At 43.0% G+C, this 21006-nt stretch carries 16 protein-coding genes; 4 read left to right on the top strand and 12 right to left on the bottom strand.

All coding sequences use genetic code 11. The features are described from left to right. Positions 1 to 51: 51 nt before the first annotated feature. Genes C7Y69_RS09900 through C7Y69_RS09885 form a run of 4 tightly spaced genes read left to right on the top strand, consistent with a single transcriptional unit; the run spans position 52 to position 7444 of the window. Positions 52 to 1569: an aldehyde dehydrogenase family protein gene (locus tag C7Y69_RS09900; protein ID WP_126872591.1), complete on the top strand. Its 1518-nt coding sequence runs from the start codon at positions 52 to 54 to the stop codon at positions 1567 to 1569. 41 nt (positions 1570 to 1610) lie between these two features. Continuing rightward, on the top strand, positions 1611 to 3713 hold the full coding sequence (locus tag C7Y69_RS09895) for a 4Fe-4S binding protein (protein WP_126872634.1): 2103 nt from the start codon (positions 1611 to 1613) through the stop codon (positions 3711 to 3713). Further along, entirely contained in the window at positions 3679 to 4854 is a 1176-nt protein-coding gene (gene nosP, locus C7Y69_RS09890; protein WP_126872590.1) for a nitric oxide-sensing protein NosP, read from the top strand. The genes C7Y69_RS09895 and nosP overlap by 35 nt, the downstream gene beginning before the upstream one ends. Further along, complete coding sequence (locus tag C7Y69_RS09885) at positions 4841 to 7444, top strand: hybrid sensor histidine kinase/response regulator (protein ID WP_260563493.1); 2604 nt, start codon at positions 4841 to 4843, stop codon at positions 7442 to 7444. Before nosP ends, C7Y69_RS09885 begins: the two co-directional genes overlap by 14 nt. Positions 7445 to 7508: 64 nt before the next feature. Here the strand turns inward: C7Y69_RS09885 and C7Y69_RS09880 are convergent, their stop codons facing one another. The 12 genes from C7Y69_RS09880 to C7Y69_RS09825 all read right to left on the bottom strand — a co-directional run bounded on the left by C7Y69_RS09880 (position 7509) and on the right by C7Y69_RS09825 (position 20953). Further along, a complete protein-coding gene (locus C7Y69_RS09880; protein ID WP_126872589.1) occupies positions 7509 to 8168 on the bottom strand; it encodes a response regulator in 660 nt (219 codons plus the stop codon). Between the two features lie 152 nt (positions 8169 to 8320). After that, positions 8321 to 9139, bottom strand: a complete 819-nt coding sequence (locus C7Y69_RS09875; protein ID WP_185864159.1) for an SHOCT domain-containing protein — start codon at positions 9137 to 9139, stop codon at positions 8321 to 8323. 109 nt (positions 9140 to 9248) lie between these two features. After that, positions 9249 to 10478 carry a porin gene (locus C7Y69_RS09870; RefSeq protein WP_126872587.1) on the bottom strand — a complete coding sequence of 410 codons (1230 nt, stop codon included), beginning with the start codon at positions 10476 to 10478 and terminating at the stop codon, positions 9249 to 9251. Positions 10479 to 10704: 226 nt separating this feature from the next. Continuing rightward, entirely contained in the window at positions 10705 to 13152 is a 2448-nt protein-coding gene (locus C7Y69_RS09865; protein WP_126872586.1) for a TonB-dependent receptor, read from the bottom strand. Positions 13153 to 13281: 129 nt separating this feature from the next. Beyond that, positions 13282 to 15042 carry an insulinase family protein gene (locus C7Y69_RS09860; RefSeq protein WP_126872585.1) on the bottom strand — a complete coding sequence of 587 codons (1761 nt, stop codon included), beginning with the start codon at positions 15040 to 15042 and terminating at the stop codon, positions 13282 to 13284. Positions 15043 to 15052: 10 nt separating this feature from the next. Further along, entirely contained in the window at positions 15053 to 16216 is a 1164-nt protein-coding gene (gene pqqE, locus C7Y69_RS09855) for a pyrroloquinoline quinone biosynthesis protein PqqE (RefSeq protein ID WP_221885329.1), read from the bottom strand. Next, entirely contained in the window at positions 16209 to 16484 is a 276-nt protein-coding gene (gene pqqD, locus C7Y69_RS09850) for a pyrroloquinoline quinone biosynthesis peptide chaperone PqqD (protein ID WP_126872584.1), read from the bottom strand. Before pqqD ends, pqqE begins: the two co-directional genes overlap by 8 nt. Next, positions 16484 to 17239, bottom strand: a complete 756-nt coding sequence (gene pqqC / locus C7Y69_RS09845; protein ID WP_013782729.1) for a pyrroloquinoline-quinone synthase PqqC — start codon at positions 17237 to 17239, stop codon at positions 16484 to 16486. Before pqqC ends, pqqD begins: the two co-directional genes overlap by 1 nt. 1 nt (position 17240) lies before the next feature. Beyond that, entirely contained in the window at positions 17241 to 18161 is a 921-nt protein-coding gene (gene pqqB, locus C7Y69_RS09840; protein ID WP_013782730.1) for a pyrroloquinoline quinone biosynthesis protein PqqB, read from the bottom strand. Positions 18162 to 18231: 70 nt separating this feature from the next. Further along, positions 18232 to 18303, bottom strand: a complete 72-nt coding sequence (pqqA, locus tag C7Y69_RS09835) for a pyrroloquinoline quinone precursor peptide PqqA (protein WP_073324441.1) — start codon at positions 18301 to 18303, stop codon at positions 18232 to 18234. A gap of 95 nt (positions 18304 to 18398) precedes the next feature. Continuing rightward, positions 18399 to 20093, bottom strand: coding sequence for a leucyl aminopeptidase (locus tag C7Y69_RS09830; RefSeq protein WP_126872583.1), 1695 nt, complete (start codon positions 20091 to 20093; stop codon positions 18399 to 18401). Between the two features lie 11 nt (positions 20094 to 20104). Then, a complete protein-coding gene (locus C7Y69_RS09825; RefSeq protein WP_126872631.1) occupies positions 20105 to 20953 on the bottom strand; it encodes an ABC transporter permease in 849 nt (282 codons plus the stop codon). Between the last annotated feature and the right edge of the window lie 53 nt (positions 20954 to 21006).

Raw genomic sequence — 21006 nt, 5'->3', positions numbered from 1 at the left:
GCGATAACTAGCAGCGTGTTGACGCGCTAAGCATTCAAAAAAGGTGTCATTATGATTTACGCAAATCCAGGAAGTGAAGGTTCAGTAGTCAGTTTCAAAGAAAGTTATGGTAATTTTATCGGTGGTGAGTGGGTTGCGCCAGTTAAGGGCGAATACTTTGTCACTACGTCTCCTGTAGATGGCAGTGATATAGCCCAAATTCCTCGTTCTACTGCAGAAGATATTGAGCTGGCTATTGATGCTGCTCATGCTGCCAAAAAAGGGTGGGCGGATACATCAGTCGCTGAACGCTCGAACATTCTGTTAAAAATAGCCGATCGTATTGAAGCTAACCTTGAAATGCTCGCGGTTGCAGAAACATGGGATAACGGTAAGGCCGTGCGTGAAACACTTAACGCCGACGTCCCATTAGCTGCCGATCACTTCCGTTATTATGCTGGCTGTATACGTAGCCAAGAAGGTACTATCGGCGAAATTGATAAGAACACAGTGGCTTATCACTTCCACGAACCATACGGTGTAGTAGGGCAAATCATTCCATGGAACTTCCCACTACTTATGGCGGCATGGAAACTCGCACCGGCTATCGTCACCGGCAACGTAGTGGTGTTAAAACCTGCAGAACAAACGCCAGTGTCTATTTTGGTTTTTGCTGAACTTATTCAAGACTTGCTGCCACCAGGTGTGCTCAATATTGTTAATGGTTTTGGTGCAGAAGCGGGGCAAGCGCTTGCTACAAGTACCCGAATTGCGAAAATCGCCTTTACTGGCTCTACGCCAGTAGGCGAGCATATTCTTCGTTGCGCGGCTGAAAATCTTATTCCATCTACGGTTGAACTAGGCGGTAAGTCGCCGAACCTCTTCTTTCCCGATATTATGGATCACGAGCCGGAATTTATTGATAAATGTGCCGAAGGTTTAGTACTTGGTTACTTTAACCAAGGTGAAGTATGTACTTGCCCATCTCGTGCGGTTATTCATGAAGATATCTACGATGCCTTCATGGATAAAGTGATTGAAAAAATTCACAAAATTAAGCGTGGCAACCCGCTTGATACCGAGACCATGGTAGGTGCGCAAGCGTCTAGTGAACAATTTGATAAAATCCTTAAGTACATTGATATCGGCAAATCAGAAGGCGCTGAAGTTGTCACCGGTGGTGAAAAAGAACAGTTACCAGGTTTAGATAAAGGCTATTACATTCAGCCCACCATATTGAAAGGGCACAACCAAATGCGTGTGTTCCAAGAAGAAATTTTTGGCCCAGTAATCGCGGTGCAAACCTTTAAAACCGAAGAAGAAGCGATTGAAATTGCAAACAACACCAGCTTTGGTTTAGGCGCAGGGTTATGGAGCAGAGATGCAAATATCGCCTTTAGAGTAGGCCGAGCTATTGAAGCTGGACGCGTGTGGACTAACTGTTATCACCTATATCCTGCCCATGCTGCATTTGGTGGTTATAAAAAATCGGGCATAGGCCGTGAAACTCATAAGATGATGATGGACCACTATCAACAGACTAAAAACTTGTTGGTGAGCTACGACATCAATCCACTTGGTTTCTTTTAATTAAGTGGGAAGGCAGCACCTAGGTGCTGCCTTATTTTGTTATGCTAAAAGCGTATCTACTACTTTGTATTTTGCTCTGTTTATCAGTAACCGCTGTAACGCCGGTTTTCGCACAATCCGACGCCACTGACATTCCCGAAGACGTACGCCAATTATTCCCTACCGCTACTCGTGTAGGCAATGCGCACACTGACATTAACGTAATACCGGTTTATCAATTGCAGCAATTGCTGGGTTACGTGTTTGAATCGAAAGACTTTGTCGACTTTATTGGTTTCTCAGGTAAACCAGTCAATGTGTTAATTGGACTGGACACCCACGGTAATTTTGCCGATCTGGCTATAAAAAAACACAGCGAACCCATTTTTTTGCATGGATTAGGTGAGCAGTCGCTAAGAGATTTTATCGCGCAATATAAAAGCCACAATGTGAAAGAACGTTTCGTGGTGGGTGGAAAAAGCCATGTGGGCAAAAATGCGACCTACTTTGATGGTGTGACAAAAGCCACAGTGTCGGTACTGGTGATAAACGATACTATTGTTACCTCTGCATTGGCGGTAGCACGGGCTAAGTTAGATGGTTTTGTATTGCCCAGCACACGCATTATTAATCCTGATTATTTTGAAACTCTCACCTTTGAACAACTAGTAGCGGCCGGTTATATCCAAAAACAAACCATTTACCGTAGTGAAATAGATGACCTTCCTACCGAAGTTATCGACGCGGCGAATGCTTTTACCGACCCTCAAGAGTCATTATTTTCCGAGCACTTTTTCGGCTTTCTCAGTTTACCTATTGTGGGGAAAAACCTATTACGGGAAGAGGAATATCTTAGGCTTCAAGAAAGCTTAAAACCTGGCGAAGTAGCCTTGTTGGTAATGAATACCCAAGGCTTTAGTTTCGTGAGTGATGAGTTTATTCCTCAAACTGCGCCAGAGTTTTTTCGCCTCTCGCAATCCGCATTTACTATTGATGCTAGAGACTTAGATTTTTATAGCTTTTACGACCCTAGTTTTAAGCAACCGATGCCAGAGTTTGAAACCATAAAGGTACTTAGGATTAAATCACAAGGTGGGCTGTCCCTCGACCAAGAAATGACGGTCTCGATTAGTTTGCCCTTTAGCCCTCGGTTTATGGAGCAAGATGAGCACCTGTTTAACCACACGTTTTTATTACCTGACGCGCTATTCATGGAAAACCCCGAAGCGCAACAACGTGCTAGCGTGCCGCTTTGGCAGCAGTTGTGGCAAAGCAGGTGGTTGGAACTCAGTATTACGCTTGTTTACTTAGTTGCGCTGTCGTTGTTCTTTGGTTTCCAACGAAAGCTAATGAAATATTCGCGCATGGTGCATGTTGTTAGAGGGGCATCATTGCTCTTTGTCTTGTTTTTTATAGGCTTCTACGCGCAAGGGCAATTGTCGGTCGTTAATATTTATACATTGCTACTAGATTTAGCCGATGGTTTTTCTATTGAAGTCTATTTGCTCGACCCTGTTATTTTTGTGTTGTGGTGCTTTGTGTTTGTGTCGCTATTTATTGTAGGGCGAGGGCTTTATTGCGGCTGGTTATGCCCTTTTGGCGCGCTTCAGGAAATTATGGCAATTGTTGCACAAAAGTTAAAAATAAGGCAGATTCGAATAAAGCCAAAGCATCATATATATGCGCAAAAGCTTAAGTATGTCGTGCTGGTTGGCTTAGTTGCAACGTCGTTTTACTCATTAACATTGGCCGAAAAATTAGCGGAAGTTGAGCCCTTTAAAACCTCGATCACGCTCCATTTTGTACGCTATTGGCCGTTCGTACTCTATGCGCTTTTACTATTAGGATTAAGTTTAAAAATTCACAAGGTATATTGTCGCTACCTTTGCCCGTTGGGTGCTGGATTAGCTGTTTTAGGCCGCTTCCCTTTTGTTAAGCTCTTAGAGCGTCGTAAAGAATGTGGTAGTCCATGCCAACTCTGTAAGCAGAAAAAATGCGGTATAGATGCCATCGAACAAGATGGCAGTATTGATTATGCTGAATGTGTGCAGTGCTTTGAATGCGTAGTGACGTTAGATAATCCTAACCTATGCAAAATTGATAAATATAAGAAAAATAAGGTGCCAACACGTGTCAAAAACTTCCATCCTGTCCGCGCTGAGTAAGCCTGCCAGTCAGTCAGTGTCTGCGGTATATGCGGCGGCAGACGCGTGTCATGACGTTGCCAGTGAAATTCTATCTAAAACGACTTTAGATGAAATAGAGCTGGTACTTTTTCATACTTCAACGTCGTTCGATTTAGATGAAGTCGCGCATTATATGACATCGCTGTTTGTCAATGTGCCCACGGTCGGTTGCACTAGTGCTGGAGAGTTCAATAAAAACGGGTATTGTACCGAAAGCTTAGTTGTTGTTGCTTTCTTAAAGCATGATTTTTCCATAGCTACCGCGTTAGTTTCAAACGTAGATAAAATTAATTTTGACGAAGCCCATGACATTGCAAGTGGATTGCGCCATACCTTGCAGGCACGAGATAAACGGTACGATACCAATCAGCACTTTGTCATTTCTGTGCTAGACGGGCTAACCCGACACGAAGAACATTTTTTAGAGACCTTTGCCACAGCGTTCGGCAATATTCCTCATTTAGGCGGCAGTGCTGGTGACGATTTAAAACTTGAAGCCACCTATGTTTTTTATCAGGGGAAATTTCATCAAAACGCAGCAGTGTTAATGTTGATAGGAACCGGTAAAGCGTTCTCTGTTTTTTCTGTCGATCATATCGACTCGCCAGTGTCTAAGTTGGTGGTAACCAAAGCTGATCCAGAGTCTCGTACGGTTTACGAGATTAACGGCGAACCCGCTGCGCAATACTATGCAAGTTTGCTTGGGTTAAAGGCTTCTGATCTAACCCCAGATGTGTTTTCAGTATTCCCATTGGCGGTACTAGTAGGGGATAGGTATTTTATCCGCTCAATACAAAAAGTAGATTTGGCCACCAACGCTATAACGTTTTACTGTGCGGTTGATATCGGCATTATTCTTACCTTTGTGCAACTTGGTGATTGTATCGATGTTCTAGAGAACAAGTTAGAAACGCTAACTCAGGAGTTAGGAGAGGCCGAATTTGTGTATACCTGTGATTGCTTTTTGCGGCGTTTAGAAATTGAACAAAACAAAAAAGAATCTGAAATTCAGCGATTGCAGCAAAAATATCATGTAGGCGGGTTTAATGCTTATGGCGAACATATTCATTCGGTGCATTTAAACCAGACCTTCACGGGGGTGTACTTTGCTAAAAACTGAGCAGCACCAAACCATTGACTCTCAAAGTAATGAAGAGAACCTAGCGCGTAATAAGAATGAAGCGTTCCCAGAGATTGAAGAGGATAAAGCGCACGAGGAAACTGAACTAGAGAAGCTACGTCGCGAACTCACACGCCAAATCGATGAAAATGAAAAGCTTGAAAAGATTAACGCTGCGCTTATGTATCGTATCGAAGAAGGTGGATTCAATCACCATAGTTACCGGGCCTTTGAACATGCCGTGCAGTTATCTGAAAAAGTAAACGAGAAAACCGAAGCATTGCAAATCGTGCTGCAGAAGTTAGAAAAGTCGAATACTGAAATTGCACGCGCTAATCAAGAAACTAATCAACTCAAGCAGCGCCTAAATGACGCTATCGAAAGTATCAACCAAGCGATGGTATTGCTCGATAGTAGAGGGGCAGTGGTTTATTTCAATCGGCATTTTGTAACTGTTTGGGACAACTATTCAGTTACGCCAAAGATTGGTGATCATTATTATGATATTACTCAACTTGCCAAGCATTTAGGGATTATCCGCCGTGTGCTTCCCCCTGACTCCGAAGGCCGAGTTATCTATCAACTGTCTAATAGCCGGTGGTATCAACTCACTATTCGTCGCACACAAGAGGGCGGGAAAGTTATCTTGTTTAACGATATCACTGAAGTGAAGTTAAATGAGTCAAACCGATATGAGCAGGTAATTAAAGAGAAAAACAAACTGCTGCAAAGTCTTATTGATAATGTTGATGTTGGTATCTTGCTTATTAACCAAGAGGGCGGCGTTGCCTTTTGGAACGATACGTTTATAACCCAATCTAATTTGTCGAAGCAGGCAATGTTTGATTGTAAGAATATTTATTCTCTGCAAATGCATTCTGACTGGAGCGGTTTAAACCTTGAGAACGGGGGTGATACCACCCAAATTATCAACGAGAACTTGGTAGTCGATAGGCGAATTACTCTGCTATCTGACGGAAACACCCTGTGTACTTTTACCAATGTGACGTCTCAGCATCAGTATGCGGAAACCTTGAAGCAGAACGAAAGTTGGATCCGCATGATCACCGATAATGTGCCCGCACTTATCGCCTATATCGGCACAGATAAAAACTTCTTATACACCAACAAGGGTTATCGAGATTGGTATGGGCTAGGAGAAGAACCCTTGTACGGCGTAGCGATGGAACAAAGCCACCTCAAACACGTCTATCCTCGTCTTATTCATTATGTAGAGCGAGTAAATAAAGGAGAAGTGGTTAGTTTTCAAAGTGAAGAAACTAACGCAAAAGGTGATATTGGGTTCTTACAAAAAGTCTATCTACCCCATTTCAATGATAAGAATGAAATAGAAGGGCATTTTGTTCTTGCTACTGATGTGTCACACCAAGTAAGAAGTAAACAACAGCTACAAGCAGCGAAAGACCAGCTAGAGTCAAATGTAGAAAAGCGTACTCGAGAACTCAATCACGCAAATATTGCGCTGCAAGAAGCGATGAATTCAAAGAGCAAATTCTTAGCGGCCATTAGTCATGACTTAATGCAGCCTTTAAGTGCGGCTATTTTATTTAATGAGTCTTTAAGAGACCAAGTACAAGCATCTGCTGAACCAATAGTAAGTGCCTTAGATAACTCACTATCCGACTTAAACAGCCTAATCCGTACTCTGATTGAGACATCGAAATTAGACGCGGGTGTGGTGCAACCTGACAAAAAGCGAGAGGATGCAGTCCCATTGCTAACGCAGTTAGCTGAGGAGTTCAGCCACATCAGTCACGACTATGAAGTAAATTTTCGTTATAAATTCCAAGACGCTATTGTGCATACCGATTTAAGTTTGCTGTCACGAATTCTTCGTAATTTACTAAGTAATGCCATGAAATACGGTGCAAAAGGGAAAGTGCTTTTTGTGGCAAGGACGAAAGGCAACCATCTTCGCATCAGTATATTCGACCAAGGGGTTGGAATAAGCCAAGCCGATCAAGCTGTAATCTTCAAAGAATTTAGTCGATTGGAAAATGACTTTAACTATTCTTACAGTTTAGGACTTGGGCTTTATATCGTTGATAAAATGAGTCGTCTACTAGAGCATGATATCAACGTTATATCTACGCAAGGGGTAGGATCTTGTTTTACTTTAACGGTGCCCCTTGCATCTATTCAAGCAATTGAGCACGAGGCTTCATTTGATGCGGTATCTCACGATAGCTTGCCTGATAACCTTTTAGATAAACAAATTTGGCATATCGACAACGACGCCAATATGCGGATAGCCATGCAGACGCTATTCGAAAATTGGGGTGTGGAAGTCGTTACATTTTCAGGTTTTGCACAATGCATGGCAGTGATGGACAACTGCTTTGACGAGTGTGATTTACTGATTGTCGATTATCATTTAGATGACGGAGAGAACGGGTTAGAAATTGCGAAGCATATTAAGCAAACCATGCCGGCTATGCCCATTATGCTGTGTACGGCCAATCATTCTAAAGCGCTAGAAAATGAATTAGAAGGGACAACTATACAGTTGTTGCACAAGCCGATTAATTCACTACGCTTGAAACAAGCACTTAAATCGGCTGTTTCTTAAGTGCTATTCGCATAAACCCATAGGTGGCGGACGCTAGGCACAACACATATATGCTGTGTACGTATTAGTTAAATACGTACTGATTAAAATCGATATTGGCAGCGCTAGCTACCACTTTGACTCGATTGCTTGCCCCTAATTTCTTCAAAATAGATGAGACGTGTGATTTCACTGTTGTTTCTGAAATATTGAGCTCATAAGCGATAACTTTATTAGCTAAACCCTGGGTTAAATATTTCAAAACCGCTAATTCTTTTCTGGTTAACGAGCGAATTTGATCAAGAGAAATAGCGTCTTCTTTTTTCACTCGGTTTCTTGTCGATGATGTACGTAAAATTTCAGAAGGAAGGCATACGTTACCCTCAAAAATAGACTCCACTGACGTGGCAATTTCTTCTATTTTACTACTCTTTGATATGAATCCTACTGCACCATAAGAAATGGTTTGCAGAATGTTGTGCTTTTCCGTTTCCGCCGAGATGATAACGACAGGAAGGTTAGGGTGCTGATTCCGAATTTCAAGTAAGCCATTGAGCCCGCAGGTTTCTGGCATATTTAAATCTAGCATCACAAGATCGAAAGCAGAATCAGCTTCGAGTACCTCAAGCGCTTCAGAGAGTGAATTAGCTTCAATGGTTTGAGAGTCGGGAAATTTTTTGCCTAATATCGTCACCATGGCGTGACGAAAAATAGGGTGATCGTCAATGATAAGAATTCTTTGCATACTATTACTACCCTCGGCTTAGCAAGTACCCAAATGCACTCACACAATACGTAATCTACCGCTATGTTTGTTAAAATGATTTTAACAAAATAGTTACAATGTGAGCAAGCAAATACGACCGAAGTCTTATAACAAAAAAGCCTTAAAATTCATCATAAATTGCTTAAAAGCACTTTACGCTTTTGTTCATATTCTTCTTGAGTTATTAATCCCTCTTTTCTAAGCTTTTCAAGGGTTTTGAATCTTTTTATTAGCGTATTTTCATGCGGTTTTAATGCTTCCTTAATAATGTCGGGCGACACTGGCGTTTTATGTAACTCTGCTACGTTTACGGTGACCCAATCAGTTCTAGTAGACTTCATGGTTACACTCGATAAAGTGAACGCTAGCTTTTCATTGAAAGGGAATTTTGATACTACTCTTTCACCATAATTAAAGTCGTATTCAACAAGTCCTTGGTTAGTGGGGTCGTAGGCCATTTCGTAGGCGCTGTTTGCTATTCGATTGTATTCACCAATGATGAGATTAAGTAGGCCATCGTTGAAAAATACTCTACCTGCAATAAAGTAAGTTTGTTTTTTTAGTCCTCCTAGGGTTCTTTTTTCTTTCGCCAAGGAAAATAATATATCTTGATGAGGCTTTGCTTTTTTTAGGCCTATGCTTAAATATTTCGCGAGGTTGTTTTGTTGTGTCTCTGTAAATAGAGGCTCAGTTGTACTTTTATTTTTTATTATTTTTATACTAGATAAAAATTTTAATATGTCTTGTTCATCTATCTCGACTGGTTGAGAATTTAGTTTTTCGGTTAATTCACTCTCTGCGATGTCGCCCTTTTTTAATTTCGTTCCATCAATGTTGTTGTCTTGTATTTTGATAAAAGAATTTTCACTTTCACGCCATAAAATAGTATCTGATGAAAATGATGGCGTGGAGAAAAATACCACGATAATAGTTACTTGAATTCTTAACATTAATCTCGTCATAACTTAGTACCAAGTAAATATAAGCTTCGTTTAAAATTACTTACTCTTAAAAAACATCTAAATAAGGAGCAGAATTGCTCCCTATTTGAGTTGAGAGTTAGAAGAAAATGGTGCCACCTAACTGAATAAGCGTAAGATCTTCTGCATTATCATAAAGTGACTGTGCTGCTTCAGAGCCACTGACGCTGAGACTTAAATTTTCATACTTTGCATAAATTAGAAAACGAGAGCCAAAATACTGCTCTGCCGCAATCCCCCATTGATTAAGTTCAGAGCCCACTACACCGTCTAGATGGGCCATACCGTATTGGTCGTTATAGCTTGCGTATTCTGCGTAAAAAGCGGAGTCGCCAAAGGCGTTATATTGCTTGCGAACACCAGCTTTAAAGTAATAGGCATCTGTGTCATCCCCTGAGCCGATGATCGCATCATCAGTTTCTTCCATTTGATAGGTAGCTACACCGAAAATACCAGATTCAAGGTGCATTACGCCGGTTTGAAATTGTAAGGTTGATGAGCCGTCGCCGCCTACATTAGTGCCGCCGTCTTTATTCACTGAATAGCCACCATGTAGGTTTGTTTTAAACCCGCCATGTTCGGCTGAGTACTTAACCGCGATGTCGTATATTTCATCATTGGCATAGCCAACTGCCACGCTAAAATTACCCATTTTAGGCAAGTCATAACGTACGCCGTTCCGGTAAATCCCATTACAGTCAAGGCCGATACCGAGCCCAGGTGTGGCTAAGCATTGTGCAAACTGACCCCAGGCAACATTAGTCGTACCTTCGTCAATGCCGCGAATGAAGAATCCATTAGCGCGGAATAATGGCGAAATGCCAGACCAAATAGTGCCAGAGGGATCGGCAAGTACAGCAATATTATCGGTCGGTAAGCTTTGTAAGCCGATGGTGACTTTCCCCCAATCCCCACCAATGTGAAGGCTACTACCTAGAAGCCCAATATCGCCGCCATTGAAGGTATCTAAATTATCTTGGTTTGCGAACAGAAGGGGAGTTTGGTGGCCACCGCCTGAATAGTTAGGTGTACCTGAAAGCGGCTCAATAATGACTTCGAAACCCACATCTAATCCGTGCTCTTCTAATTTGTAATCACCAGAAAGGGTAATGCGGCTGCCAAGTGTGGTGCCATTATCTGAAAGTTGAGCGACATCACTTCCAATGCCATCATCGTAATACGTTAATCCTTCATTAATCCAGCCAGAGATATTCCAAGAGTAGTTTTCTTCTTCTGCGTAGCTGTTCAAACTTAACGTACTTAAAATAGCGATAGATAAATATGATTTAACAAGCAATTTATTTTTCATTTTACTGTCCCAGTGTGAGTGGTGTTTTTTAATAATGAGAATTTATTTTTCTCATGTGCCCTAATTTAAGTTTCGGGTGTCAGTAAAATTGATAATAGATTTATATAGCTTTTGAACCATTGGACGTAAGGCTTGTTAGCCTCGTTCTTTAGGACTAAGAAAAATTAGGCGCATGGCGCCTAATTTATATTTTTGGTTTATATTTTTAATTTAAAGCTGCGCCAAATTAAAATTTAGCTTTCACATTTAAACTTACCATTCTAGGTTGCGCTGGACCTACAAATAGGGGGCTTTCCACATCGGGATAGATATCTTCTAATACTTCATCAGCTTCGCCGTAAGTGCCGAAGGTTTCATACTCTTTATCGAATACATTGTTCACCCGTAATTGGGCACTAAATGTGTGATTAAACTGATGGTTTAAATAAAGATTAGTAACAACATAGCTATCTAAGGTGTCATTTTCATTGGCTTCATCACCACGGAAGTATTGGCTAGAGGCTGAAATGATTTCTGCACCCAAGGTGGTTTGTTGGCTAAACGCGTAGTCTAGGTAAAATTTGATATTGTGCTTTGGTTGCCCAGGAATGGTATCACCTGCCTCAACTTGTCTATTTGCTCCTAACGGATTGAATGGGCTGAAAGAAGTAAAGGAAGACTCAAAAGTCGCGTCTAAATAATTATAATTAAATCGATAATTCAGCTTTTTCCAAAATGAGCTAATGCTGAACTCAACGCCCTGTCTACGGGTGGCATCAATGTTAATAAAGTAGCCTCTGGATGCCACCGAGCCTGCCTGCTGAAAAATGATGTCATCTTCACTCTCACTACGGTAAACATTTAGCATCATGTCGATGTTGTTAAAGGTCGCGGCATAGTTTGCTTCAATGGTTTGTGTGACGACTTGATCTAACGGCGGATCTGCAACAAAACCATTAGGTAGGCGGCATGGATCATCTTCGTCTGCACAGCTTAATTCCGCAGGGCTTGGTGTTCTAGATGACTGGCTAAACGCTAGGTTTAACTGCGACGTATCACTAAGCGCAATATCTAGCCCTATGGCAGGGTTGAACTGGGTAAATCTATGATCGCCATCAAGAGAGTCATCACCGTCTTCGCTTAAATCTTCCATTAGTACATGGTCGCGATTGAACCGGCCCCCTATGTTGAGTGATACTTTGTCTGTAAGCTGGGTAGTATTAACAAAGAGTAAGGACCACGCCGAGGTGTCTACATCAAGCCTAACTCGTGCTTCAGCAGATTGGAGCCCTTGAAGTGGAATGACAGTTCGGGAGTCGCTTGCCGTGTCATTTTCTAATATGCCAAAGGTGGTATCGGCAGAATAGTTGATATCACCTTTATTGTAGGTAGCGCCAATTACCAGTACCGATGGTTTGCCTAATAATTCATAATTGCTGGCAAGCTGGGAAGAAACCCCAAAGGCTTCTGAACTTGATAATCCAGTGTTGTAAGTGCCGTCTATCTCATCAGGAGATACATCTGAAATGTCAGATAGCGCAGTATCTTCATCGTATCCAATGAAAGTAACGGCTTCTACATCAACGCCAACGGTGGCTAGTTCGTCATCATCCTCTTCAAAATCGTCGTCATCATCGTCATCAAGGCCATCATCATCGTCATCATCTTCCAGTTCACACAAGGTGATGCGGCCATCTGTAAATTGACAGGCGCCAAAGTCGCTGTCATCTCCGTTTATGGTGGTGGTTTCATTGTCGCGATAAAAAGCGTTGAACGAGAGTAGGTGATTGGCACTTAGCTGCAATTCGCCTGAAAGGCTAAAGTGATGTAGCTCATTATTGGTTTGATCCGGGTGGGTATAAACCGCTTCACGACCTTCAATTTCTAACAACTCAATCGGTGAAGCCCCATTGCCCAATAGCTCACTATCGGCATACAAGTAGTTAAAATCTATTCGTCGTTTACTGTCTTGATAAGACACTGCACTGAATACTTGGTTTACCTCTGAAGGCGAGTAATCACGCCATCCATCTTCTTCATAATGATTGGCATTAATGTAATAGCCCCAGTTACCATTGTTCCCACCTGATTCTATCGACAGCGCAGACTGGCCATATTGCCCTACGGTGGCATCTACCTCGTTGGCATCGAAGGAAAAGCCTGTTTTCGTATTTAATGCCAGTGCGCCCCCAAGTGTATTTTGACCGAATAACGGGTTCGAGCCGGAATAAAGTGACACTGTATCGATAGCATCAAGGGGCATTAGATCCCAATTTACAGTATCGCCAAACGCCTCGTTAATTCTGCCACCATTTAGGTATACCGAAATTCCCTGAGGCAAGCCTAACAATGGCGACGCGGTGAAACCTCGGTATTGTAAATCGGGTTGAAAGGGGTTGTTTTGTGCATCATTTAAATTCACGCTGGCAAGTTGTGCTTTCAAGAGTTCTGGCAAAGAGCGACTTACACTTGCTTCTATCTCCTCTTGAGACAGCGATTGAACGGTTCCAAAAATTGGCGCTGCATCACTCCCGGTTTGTAGTGTGGTTGCTCCATGGATTTCTATTACTTCTACATCGTTGTTTGCTAGCAGACTGTCTGTTTTAGTATTGGCGGAGGCGTTACTGCAAAGCGCTAGAGACACGCTTGAAGCGATGAGTGCGTAAGCTAAAGGCGTTGTGTGTTTTATTAGCATGTTCCTGATTCTTCTATGAACGAGTATGCAATCAGTATCGTGTAGGTGGGTCCCGAAAAATATCCTCCTAAAGAGGGAGGAAAGCTCGTAAATTGGTACTACATGAAAATCCCAAGTAACGAATTTTTATTAAGTAGGGCTTTTACTTATACCAGTATTAAGGTCATTTTGGGTGAGCGTGTTTTTACACCAAACTTCGCGGAGCGACGCCTGCCTATCTTGCGCCCCATAAATAAAGATATGCTCATGAAAACGCGCTACCCCTAGTGCATAACATTCTCCGTTAGTACGAGGTTGCCAAAATGAGGCGCTAGTCATGATTACTATAAGATGGCGATGGAATTGGGCATCAACCCTGTATACCCAGTTATTGCCAATACTTTGAAACCGTTCCTCAGAATTTTGTGCCGCCTTAACAGGCGTTTCGGCGATCTTATGCAGTAATTTAGGTAATGCTGGTAAGTTTTCTAGTGATAATAGCGAGGAATAGTCGGCCGCAAGTTGCGCGCTTTTTTTGCCTTTTAACTCAACGGCAACCTCTGTTGTAGAAACCCAATTATTTTTTATGGGTCTGTCTGCGCGCTTACTTTTGTCATACGTCTCATGCTTACCTGTTCGGCAGACATGCACATTATCAAGGTAATCGGCAAACGGTCTTGTTTTTAAAGGCGAGTGTGGTTCGCTATACCGAGAATTCGCTTGCTGTTGATAATCTCGAATAAGTTGCTGTACTGCTTGGGGTAATTTATTGTCTGTAAATAAACGAGGTTTGGCTTCTACGTTGAACTCAGTTAATACCGACACCACTTTTTTATGCGTATCTGTACGCGCTTGAGTACTGGTCTTGGTATTATGCACAAATCGAAGAGCAATCATGCCTGCATGGTTTACTTCATCATCAATAAAGAAGTGGCCTAAAGCAATAAACCTGCTTTTAATCTGGTGTTCGACATCAAGTAAGTCGTAAGTAAATTCCTGTGGCACCCACCACGTAGACACATCGTTTTCGATAGGCTTCACTTGATGATTATTCGTAAGGTGACGTCTCATGTGGCAAACAGGAACTGAGGTATTTCGTTTCAAAGTACTTGCGGGCACTTCAGCGGCCTCATTAAGAGGCATAGCATCACATAACTTTGTATTACAGCCTTTGGCATTAATTTCTGCTATAGCCTGTCTACTTAATGAGATGATTTCATCGCCGTCAGTATCTGCACCACTGACTAAAAGGGTGATGTGTTCACCGTCATACCATCTCTTCTTATAATCAATGAGGTCGTCAAAACCAATTTTTAATACCGAATCAGAAAACCCTCCGGCATGTTTGTAAGCCATGGTACTGGTATCACATCGGCGTATGGCCATGTTATTCAAATAATCGATATTGCGTTCAAGCAGCGTGAGTTCATTAACGAGAACGCCACTTCGCTCTGCTTCAAATTTACTCTTTTCGTAATGGGTATTCACTAGGCCGCTATACAGGTATTGAATCGCACTGATAAAAAGCGCTTGATTATAAGATTGCACATAAAAATACGTACAGCCTGAGTAGGTCGTCGCGTTTATCGACAAGGGTAGCAAAGCATTTGCTACAAAAAGCTCATGGTCGGCAGGGTAGTAAGGCGACCCACGAAAACACATGTGTTCAGCCAGATGAGATACGCCTGAGTGATCATGTGCTGGCGTATCGACAACAAATACACCCGTGAATGGTGATTTTCTGCATTCTAGATTGCCCATCTTATTTGGATTCGCCGCAATGCCTGTATTAGTGCCATTGCCAGAACTGTCATGAAACCGAGTACTACCTGCGCTGATTATGTGACTTGAGCTACTTGAGCCACCTTCAGGCCTTTGAGCATTGCGTGACACATACCGGATGTTAATCATCAAAAAGCGCTCAAGCGGTCACGTCTTGTATCATCTTTACAGGGATAGCATTTTTCACTGTGCGAAATTTTAAGGTAGAGCTTGCCGGTTGCCCGGCTTTATCGGTAATAGTTTTCATCAAATGGTGATCGGGTGACTTATCGCAAACCGGATCGGTTTTGTGCATATCCCCGGTCAGCAAAAAGGCTTGGCAACGACAACCGCCAAAATCCTTGTCTTTTTCATCACAGGTCTTGCATGGCGAGGGCATCCAGTCATCGCCTCTAAAGTGATTAAAACTAAAATCATGTTCCCAGATATGCTGTACCGATGAGTCTTTCACGTTAGGAAAGGTAAGAGGTAGAATTTTGGCACTGTGACAAGGAAGCGCACTGCCATCTGGGGTTACCGTTAAAAAAGTAGTTCCCCATCCATTCATACACGCCTTTGGCCTATTCTCGTAGTAATCGGGTGTGACAAACATAAATTTAGGGCCGCCACATTGCTGGTCTCTATACCGGTTAATGGCCTGCTCAGCTTCTTCTAGCTGGCTTTGTGTAGGTAGTAAGTGCTCACGGTTTTCATACGCCCAACCATAATATTGAACCGTCGCAAGTTCTACAAAATCGGCCTTAAGTTCAGTGCTAAGCGCCATGACTTCTTCAATTTCATGAATGTTTTGGGCGGTAATACAAAAATTCAGCACCATAGGGTAGTTGTAGGCTTTAACTAACTTGGCAATATTCAGTTTTTGTTTGAACGAGTGGCGCTTATGACCAATAAGGTCGTTAACTTCAGCATTGGCTGATTGAAAGCTAAGCTGTATATGATCAAGCCCTGCGTCTTTTAATCTGGCAATGCGCTTTTCCGTCATGCCAATGCCGGAGGTGATCAAGTTGGTGTAAAAGCCAAGTTCGCGGGCATAGGCGACTAACTCTTCTAAATCTTTGCGCAACAAGGGTTCACCACCGGAAAAGCCTAACTGAACCGCACCCATTTCCCTGGCTTCCTTAAACACCTTCTTCCACTGAGACGTAGTGAGCTCGTTAAAGGTTTCTTCCATATTCACGGGGTTAGAACAATAGGGGCAATGGAGCGGGCATTGGTAGGTTAACTCAGCGAGTAGCCATAAAGGTGGAGTAGTGGCTTTGGTAGGTTGTGAAGCCATGGTAGCGTGCGTTGCGTGGTTAGTCATACACCACCCACTTTTTTTCTTCAGCGTGTTGCAAAAATACGGTTACGTCTTCTTCTAAATCCTCAGGTGCATCGGGAAAGGCCTTTCTAAGCGCTGCTGCAATGTCATCTGTAGAGCGCACACCATCAACAAGGGTTAAGATTTCTGACGCCGAAGGGTTTAGCTTAATCATGCCCTCAGGAAATAGAAGCACATACCCATCTTGTACTTTTTCGTATTGTAAGCGAAACAAAGGGTTCATAGACGGCGTGTTAGATTTGTTTGTCATTAGAATCTCCCTGTATGGCAAACCTGTTGATTGGCAATGCCATCGAAAGGTTTTCTGCCATATTCATAAGCGAAACAAATAGCATCGGCAATGCTCCACAGAATATCTATTTTAAATTGAAGAATGTTCAAAGCACGCTCTTGTTGATTGCGGGTAACAAAGTGGTCGAGCGTTATTTGAAGGCCGTGTTCTACATCGCGCCTTGCTTGCCCTAAACGCATTTGAAAATAGGTAAACCCTTCTTGGTTTATCCACGTGTAGTGAGTGGGCCAGGTATCAAGACGGCTTTGGTGTATTTCAGGCGCAAACATTTCGGTAAGTGATGAACAAGCGGCTTCTTGCCACGATGCGCGGCGTGCAAAATTTACATAGGCATTTACCGCGAATTTTACGCCGGGCAATATGTGAAATTCATTAAGTAATTCATCGCGGTTAAGCCCTACCGCTTCCCCTAGACGGAGCCATGCTTCAATACCGCCTAAACTGGTATCACCTTCCCGGCCATCATGGTCGATAAGCCTCTGAATCCAGGTGCGTCTTACTTCTTGATCTTCACAGTTTGCTAATATGGCGGCATCTTTAACTGGAATAGCCATTTGATAATACAGCCTGTTTGCCACCCAGCCTTGTATTTCTTCTTTACTGCAATGCCCTGCATTCATACGTTTATGGAAGGGATGATGGATATGGTAATACGCACCTTTTGCGCGTAATTGCTGTTCGAATTCTTCTTTTGTCCATGCAGGTTTCAACATGTTACACCTCTATTTGCATGCCATCGTAAGCCAGCTCAATATTCTGCTCTTGCAATGCATGAAAGGCTGATGAATCTTCATTCAGCACGGGGTTAGTGTTATTAATGTGAATAAGGACTTTGCGCTTAACATTAAAGCGGTTAAGCAGCGCAATGGCACCATTTTCGCCATTTACTGGCATGTGCCCCATCTGCGTACCGAGCTTTTGGCTAAAGCCATGGTCAATCATTTCTTCATTCACCCATAAGGTGCCATCGAAAAGCACGCATTCAGCGTCGGCCATAACCTGCTTCACGGTGTCGTTGGCTTGCATACACCCTGGCGCATAAAAAAGTACGTGACCTGTTTGAGTATCGGTAATTTTAAGGCCAATATTATTGCCCGGAACAATGTTATCGCGATAAGTAGAATAGGGCGGCGCGTTCGACTCTAATACTACAGGTTGGAATAAAAGCCCATCTGCGCCTTCGGGCACAAACGTATGGTGAAAGTCAGTACTAATGGAGCGTTGCTGAAGGCCGCCGTGCCAGTGTTTAAGCACGGTAAATAAGGGAAAGCTGGTGGTTAAATCTTCGTTTACTACATCGGTACAGTACACAGGAAGCGGTAACCCTTCTCTTAGTGTAAGTAAGCCGGTGGTATGGTCTATTTGGCTATCGGTGAGCACTATAGATGAAATACGTGTGCCACGGGCAACGTGCTCTTCAGGCCAAAGCTGAGGATGACTATTTATTTGTTCCCGTAAATCGGGAGAGGCATTAATTAATACCCATTTACTCCCGTCGACACTAACCGCAATGCTCGATTGGGTGCGGGGGGTTGTTTTAATAGTGTGCTGACGTGCGCCTTTGCAATTTTCGCAATGACAATTCCATTGAGGGAACCCGCCGCCTGCGCCTGCGCCAAGAATCAATACCTGCATAACTACTCCTTGGGTATTTGAAAAAGGCTGCAATAGCAGCCTTTTGATTACTTATCACGATGGCTTAGGTCTAACGGTTGCTGATATATAGCGTTACTTCAAAACCTAGGCGCATTTCAGTGTATTGAGGTTTAGTCCACATCGTCATTTCCTCTGTCTTTTTGGGTGAGTTCAATATGAGTATATGTTGATTATCTGTTAACAGATATCCTTCTAAAGGAGGAGAATTACCATGAATCATGATGATTTTTGGGCAGTGGCCAGGCGTTGCAAATAGCCCACCAGTAAGGGAATAGGGCGGCCGGTAGCCGAATTGGCAGTACCATATTTAAATGCGGTACCAGCCACATCCATATGAGCCCAAGGAAAACGCTTAGCGAAGCGGGACAAAAAGCAGCCTGCGGTAATCATACCTGGTGAGTTTTTCCCTGCGTTTGTCATATCGGCATGAGAAGAGGCTATAGCGTCTTGATATTCGGGCCATAATGGAAATGGCCAAATTGGATCTTGGGCGTGTTCACCAGCCTTAATTAGTGCTTGTTCTAGTGGGCGGGAATTACTCATTACGCAGCTGCACTTGTGCCCTAACGCCGTTATAGCAGCACCGGTTAGGGTTGCTATATCTATGACAGAGTGGGGGGCGAAACGCTCACTGTAACTTAGTGCATCGCACATTAGCATGCGCCCTTCAGCATCTGTGCTTATAACTTCAACAGTTTGTTTTGAGTGGGTAGTAATAATATCGCCGGGCCGGTATGCATTACCGCCAATACTGTTTTCAGCGGTAGCCAATATTCCAATAATGTTAATGTTTAAGCCGAGTTCTGCAACCGCTTTTATTACTCCAAGTACGCACGCTGCACCTGCCATGTCGTAAATCATGTGGTGCATATCTCCTCCTCTTTTTAAGGTAGTGCCGCCCGAATCAAATGTTACACCTTTCCCTATTAAGACTACCGGCTTGGTATTTTTGGCGTCATTGCTTTGCGTAGCGCCATTTCCTGAATAACGAATTACCGGCATAGAAGCAGGAAATGCCGATGCGCGATTTACCGCCAAATAGGCATTCATACCTAGTGCTTCCAATGTATCTTGGTTAATAATCTCGGTAGTAATTTTAGAATACGCATCTGCGAGTATTGTCGCTTGGTCGGCCAAATAAACTGGGGTACATAAATTCGCTGGCATGTGAGACAAATCTCGCGCTAAGCCCATACCATTTGCTAGTGCGGCCTCATAATTAACGCAGGCCAGTAGTGCATCTGAGGTATTGTCCGATGCTAGCGCAGAGTCTCCATTAAGTGCTTCGACTGAAGCTTCATTTAACGCCTTATCTAAAACTAGGTTAGCTGCCACGTCTGTTGACGATACTTGTATGTTTAAGCTAGGCATTACGTTAGATAACAAGTGAGGGGAAGATTTATATCCTTTAAATTGATAGCAACAAAAATGAAAAGCTCGCAATAGCTGGCGAACCAGCGCTATACCCAGTTCTCTCTGTTTGCTTGCGCTTTGCATAGTGAGGGAAGTAGTGTGGCTGATAGCACTGTAAGTCGTTCTCCAAGGCAGTACCAAAGTGATTGTTGCCGCCTTTAACGACAGCGCGTGCTTAAACATATCAACAAATAGCTTACGTGTGCCGTGAGAAGCTGAAGGATGATCAAAACTAAGGCTGATATTTTCTTCTAAATTACCCACTCCCCATATAAGCCATCGTTTTGCCGCGGTCTCTACAGGCCGGTGAAGTAACACTTTTTGGCCTTGCGAGCCTACAAACTCTTCATCGTTAAATATCTGCTGAATGAATACTTGAGTGCTATGTGGCATGTTTTCAATGGTGGGGTGTATATCGGTGGGTGAGCAAAGCCATATTACGCAATCGGCGACTACTTCGTGTAAGTTGCGGTGAGGTGCTAATGTTACGTTTGTCATGGGCGCCCTTGTTAGTTTGCTTTTATGCGCTGTTTTTTCCCATGGCTCTTATTTCCAGCCCCCTTGTTTCCAGCGCTGTTAATTGAAAAGCTAGCAGCAGGTTTTGGCCTAAAGCTTCTTACGGCGAAGGTAAAGGTAATTAGAGTGAGCACAAGTACAATCACTAGCTCTTTTGCTGCAAGCTTTTCATACAACCCAAAGCGGAGTAGCTCAACGCCACTGGTAAAAGGATTAAAGGCGCACACTTGATACAGCCATTCGCTTGCTTCTTGCATTTTCCACAATGGATAAAGCGCACTTGAAAGGAAAAACATTGGAAAGATAACGAAGTTCATCACACCAGCAAAGTTCTCTAATTGTTTAATGGAATTCGCCAGCAATAAGCCCAGCGAGCCAAGAAAAATAGACAGTAATGCAATGATAGGAAGCGCGTAGATATAACCCATTAAGGGTAATTGCACGTCAACAAGTAAAGCAAAGCAAAAGAATAAATAAACCTGTATTGCTGAAACCAGTGTGTTGGCCACCAATTTACTACAAAGCAGAAATGAACGGGGGACTGGGCTCATTAGTAGTACCTTCATACTGCCCATTTCTCGGTCGTAAACCATAGATAGCGAGCTTTGCATACTGTTAAACAACACAATCATGGCGGCTAACCCTGGTACAATGTATTCCTCATACAAAATGTAAGTTTCGTAAGGCGGTATCATAGAAAGCCCTAATGCCGAACGAAACCCCGCGGCAAACACAAATAGCCATAACAAGGGGCGAACTAAGGCACTTAACAGCCGAGAACGTTGCTGCCAAAATTTCAGCATTTCTCGGTTTAATACACCCATAAAACAGCGCCAGTACATCATGCCGGAACCTTAGTCTGTGTAATTTGCTTGCACTTATAGAGGGTATTGAT

The organism is Alteromonas sp. KS69 (genome assembly GCF_003989595.1).
Lineage (GTDB): Bacteria > Pseudomonadota > Gammaproteobacteria > Enterobacterales > Alteromonadaceae > Alteromonas > Alteromonas naphthalenivorans.
The sequence above is the reverse complement of the archived record's forward strand: the minus strand, read 5'-3'. Positions and strand labels throughout refer to the sequence as shown.

Excerpts from the sequence above, each read along its gene's own strand:
- C7Y69_RS09880 (WP_126872589.1), bottom strand. The coding sequence starts at position 8,168 with ATGCAAAGAATTCTTATCATTGACGATCACCCTATTTTTCGTCACGCC.
- C7Y69_RS09865 (WP_126872586.1), bottom strand. The coding sequence starts at position 13,152 with ATGCTAATAAAACACACAACGCCTTTAGCTTACGCACTCATCGCTTCA.
- C7Y69_RS09830 (WP_126872583.1), bottom strand. The coding sequence starts at position 20,093 with ATGACAAACGTAACATTAGCACCTCACCGCAACTTACACGAAGTAGTC.
- C7Y69_RS09875 (WP_185864159.1), bottom strand. The coding sequence starts at position 9,139 with ATGTTAAGAATTCAAGTAACTATTATCGTGGTATTTTTCTCCACGCCA.
- pqqD (WP_126872584.1), bottom strand. The coding sequence starts at position 16,484 with ATGACAAACAAATCTAACACGCCGTCTATGAACCCTTTGTTTCGCTTA.
- pqqE (WP_221885329.1), bottom strand. The coding sequence starts at position 16,216 with ATGACTAACCACGCAACGCACGCTACCATGGCTTCACAACCTACCAAA.
- C7Y69_RS09900 (WP_126872591.1), top strand. The coding sequence starts at position 52 with ATGATTTACGCAAATCCAGGAAGTGAAGGTTCAGTAGTCAGTTTCAAA.
- pqqB (WP_013782730.1), bottom strand. The coding sequence starts at position 18,161 with ATGCAGGTATTGATTCTTGGCGCAGGCGCAGGCGGCGGGTTCCCTCAA.
- C7Y69_RS09825 (WP_126872631.1), bottom strand. The coding sequence starts at position 20,953 with ATGTACTGGCGCTGTTTTATGGGTGTATTAAACCGAGAAATGCTGAAA.
- C7Y69_RS09895 (WP_126872634.1), top strand. The coding sequence starts at position 1,611 with ATGCTAAAAGCGTATCTACTACTTTGTATTTTGCTCTGTTTATCAGTA.
- pqqC (WP_013782729.1), bottom strand. The coding sequence starts at position 17,239 with ATGTTGAAACCTGCATGGACAAAAGAAGAATTCGAACAGCAATTACGC.
- C7Y69_RS09870 (WP_126872587.1), bottom strand. The coding sequence starts at position 10,478 with ATGAAAAATAAATTGCTTGTTAAATCATATTTATCTATCGCTATTTTA.
- C7Y69_RS09860 (WP_126872585.1), bottom strand. The coding sequence starts at position 15,042 with ATGATTAACATCCGGTATGTGTCACGCAATGCTCAAAGGCCTGAAGGT.